This window comes from Klebsiella sp. HN106, assembly GCF_051209435.1.
Taxonomy (GTDB): domain Bacteria; phylum Pseudomonadota; class Gammaproteobacteria; order Enterobacterales; family Enterobacteriaceae; genus Klebsiella; species Klebsiella oxytoca.
In genome coordinates, this window is sequence record NZ_JBLURD010000298.1 from 1 (window position 1) to 278 (window position 278).

General features: G+C 53.2%; 1 pseudogene. It reads right to left on the reverse strand.

The features are described from left to right. Positions 1-157, reverse strand: a pseudogene (locus tag ACSIPU_RS31295) (23S rRNA (adenine(2030)-N(6))-methyltransferase RlmJ); the annotation flags it as partial. Positions 158-278: the final 121 nt, after the last annotated feature.

Sequence of the window (278 nt, forward strand, 5' to 3'; positions counted from 1 at the left end):
CGCCGCTCAGCTGATAGCGGCCCGCGCCGGCGTGAGTGTCCAGGTAGAGAAACGGTTTTTCTTTCTCTTTCAGTGATTCAATGATCAGGCTCTGAACGGTGTGTTTGAGGACGTCGGCGTGGTTGCCTGCGTGAAAGCTGTGGCGATAACTGAGCATGGATGCAGAGATTCCGGGAAGTAAACAAGTTAACCGATAGTTTACCGCAGATCGGCCGAGATTACCGCTGCGCCGCCGCGCTGTTTCATTTCTGCTAAAAGCGTTGCAAAACATAACGCTG